This is a genomic window from Myxococcus sp. CA039A, from assembly GCF_013336645.1.
Classification (GTDB): Bacteria; Myxococcota; Myxococcia; order Myxococcales; family Myxococcaceae; genus Myxococcus; species Myxococcus llanfairpwllgwyngyllgogerychwyrndrobwllllantysiliogogogochensis.
On sequence record NZ_JABUMQ010000612.1, the window covers coordinates 1 to 2111 of the forward strand.

The window sequence follows — 2111 nt, forward strand, 5'->3', positions numbered from 1 at the left end:
GGGACTGGTTTCATGAGGTGGGAAGCGATGGGCGAGTCGCCCGGCGAGGACAGGCGAGGCGGTACGGAGGGCGCGGCGGGCCGGGCCTCGGGGCGTGCGTCCCTGCTGGCGGTGCTGGCGGAGAAGCCGTCCGTGGCGCGCGACATCGCCCGGGTGTTGGGCGCGCAGGAGCGCGGCGACGGCTTCCTGCGTGGCAACGGCTATGTGGTGACGTGGGCGATTGGCCACCTGGTGGGCCTGGCGCAGCCGCACGAGATTCGGCCGGACTGGAAGAAGTGGAGCCGGTCGCTCCTGCCCATGTTGCCGGGTGACTGGCCGCTGGTGGTCTCCGAGCAGACGCGTTCGCAGTTCGACGTGGTGCGCCGGGTGCTGACCTCGCCGGACGTGGGCGGGGTGGTGTGCGCCACGGACGCGGGCCGCGAGGGCGAGCTCATCTTCCGCTACATCTATGAGGCGGCGGGGTGTCGCAAGCCGGTGCGGCGGCTGTGGGTGTCGTCGCTGACGGAGCGAGCCATCCGGGACGGCTTCCGGCAGCTCAAGGAGGGGCGGGAGTATGACTCGCTCGCCTCGGCGGCCATGGGACGCAGCCGCGCGGACTGGCTGGTGGGGATGAACCTGTCGCGCCTGTACACGCTGGCGCACGGAGGGCAGGGGGAGATGTTGAGCGTGGGGCGGGTGCAGACGCCCACGCTGGCGATGGTGGTGGAGCGGGAGCTGGCCATCCGGAGCTTCGTTCCCCGGGACTATCTGGAGGTGGTGGCCACCTTCGCGCCGCAGGGGAAGGGCGTGGCGGCGGGGGCTCGGTACGACGGGACATGGTTCCGCTCCGGGCCGGATGGCAAGCCCGTGGTGCCACCGGGAATGGAGGGCGTGCGCGAGTCCCGGCGGCTGGACGCGGATGGGGTGGATGCGCAGGCCGTCATCGACCGCGTGAAGCGTGGACGGGCGGCGATTGAATCGCTGGACGCGGAGGAGAAGAAGATGGCTCCTCCGCTGCTCTACGATTTGACGGAGCTGCAGCGTCACGCCAACCGGCTGTATGGCTTCAGCGCGCAGCGCACGCTGGAGGTCGCGCAGGCGCTCTACGAGAAGCACAAGCTCCTGAGTTATCCGCGCACCGCGAGCCGGCACCTGTCCGAGACGGTGGCGGACACGCTGCCGGAAGTGGTGGGCACCGTGCGCGGGCCGTACGAGGAGGACCTGGCGCCGGGGACGGGCGCGCGGCCCCTGGGGCGGCGCTACGTGGATGACGCGAAGGTGACGGACCACCACGCCATCATTCCGACGCCCACGTCGCCGCAAGGACTGCGGTTGTCTCCGGACGAGCAGCGCATCTACGACCTCGTGTGCCGGCGGTTGCTCCAGGCATGGCACGAGGACCACGTGTGGCGGGTCACCACGGTGGTGACGGCGGTGATGTCGCCGGGGCCGCGGAGCGCGGTGCCCGTGGTGGACCGCTTCCAGAGCACGGGCACCCAGGTGGAGCGGGTGGGTTGGAAGGTGCTGGACATCGGCGGAGGCAAGAAGGCGCCGAAGCCGAAGGCCGAGTTGCGCAAGGGTGACGAGGACGCGGAGCCGGACGACGAGCCTCAGTCGTTGCCTTCGGGGCTGGAGCGAGGGCAACCGCAGAAGGTGGAGGACGTGAAGGCGGTGAAGAAGCGCACGCGTCCGCCTCCGCGCTTCACGGACGCGTCGCTGCTGACGGCGATGGAGACGGCGGGAAGGGCGCTGGACGAGAAGGAGCTGGCGGATGCGATGCGCGAGACGGGGCTGGGGACGCCCGCCACGCGTGCGTCCATCATCGAGGTGCTGCTGGACCGCGAGTACCTGGTCCGCTCGGGGAAGGTGCTGGAGGCCACGGAGAAGGGGCTGCACCTCATCCAGGTGGTGCACCCGGACGTGAAGACGCCGGCGATGACGGGCCAGTGGGAAGCGTGGCTTCAGCGCATCGAGCGAGGGGAAGGACGGCTCGACGAGTTCATCCGGGGCATCGAGAAGTATGTCACCGAGGTGGTGGGCCATGGCCCCACGGGGCCGGCCCAGGCGATGCCGTACGGGGCCTCGACTTCGCGTGTCGTGGGGGCAGGGCGAGGGATGGACTGTCTCTTATA

Annotated in this window: 1 protein-coding gene; it reads left to right on the plus strand. The window is 70.4% G+C overall.

The annotated features are described in order from the left end of the window. Positions 1–12: 12 nt before the first annotated feature. On the plus strand, positions 13–2111 hold a 2099-nt coding region (locus tag HR086_RS46345), incomplete at its 3' end, for a DNA topoisomerase 3 (protein ID WP_254626765.1).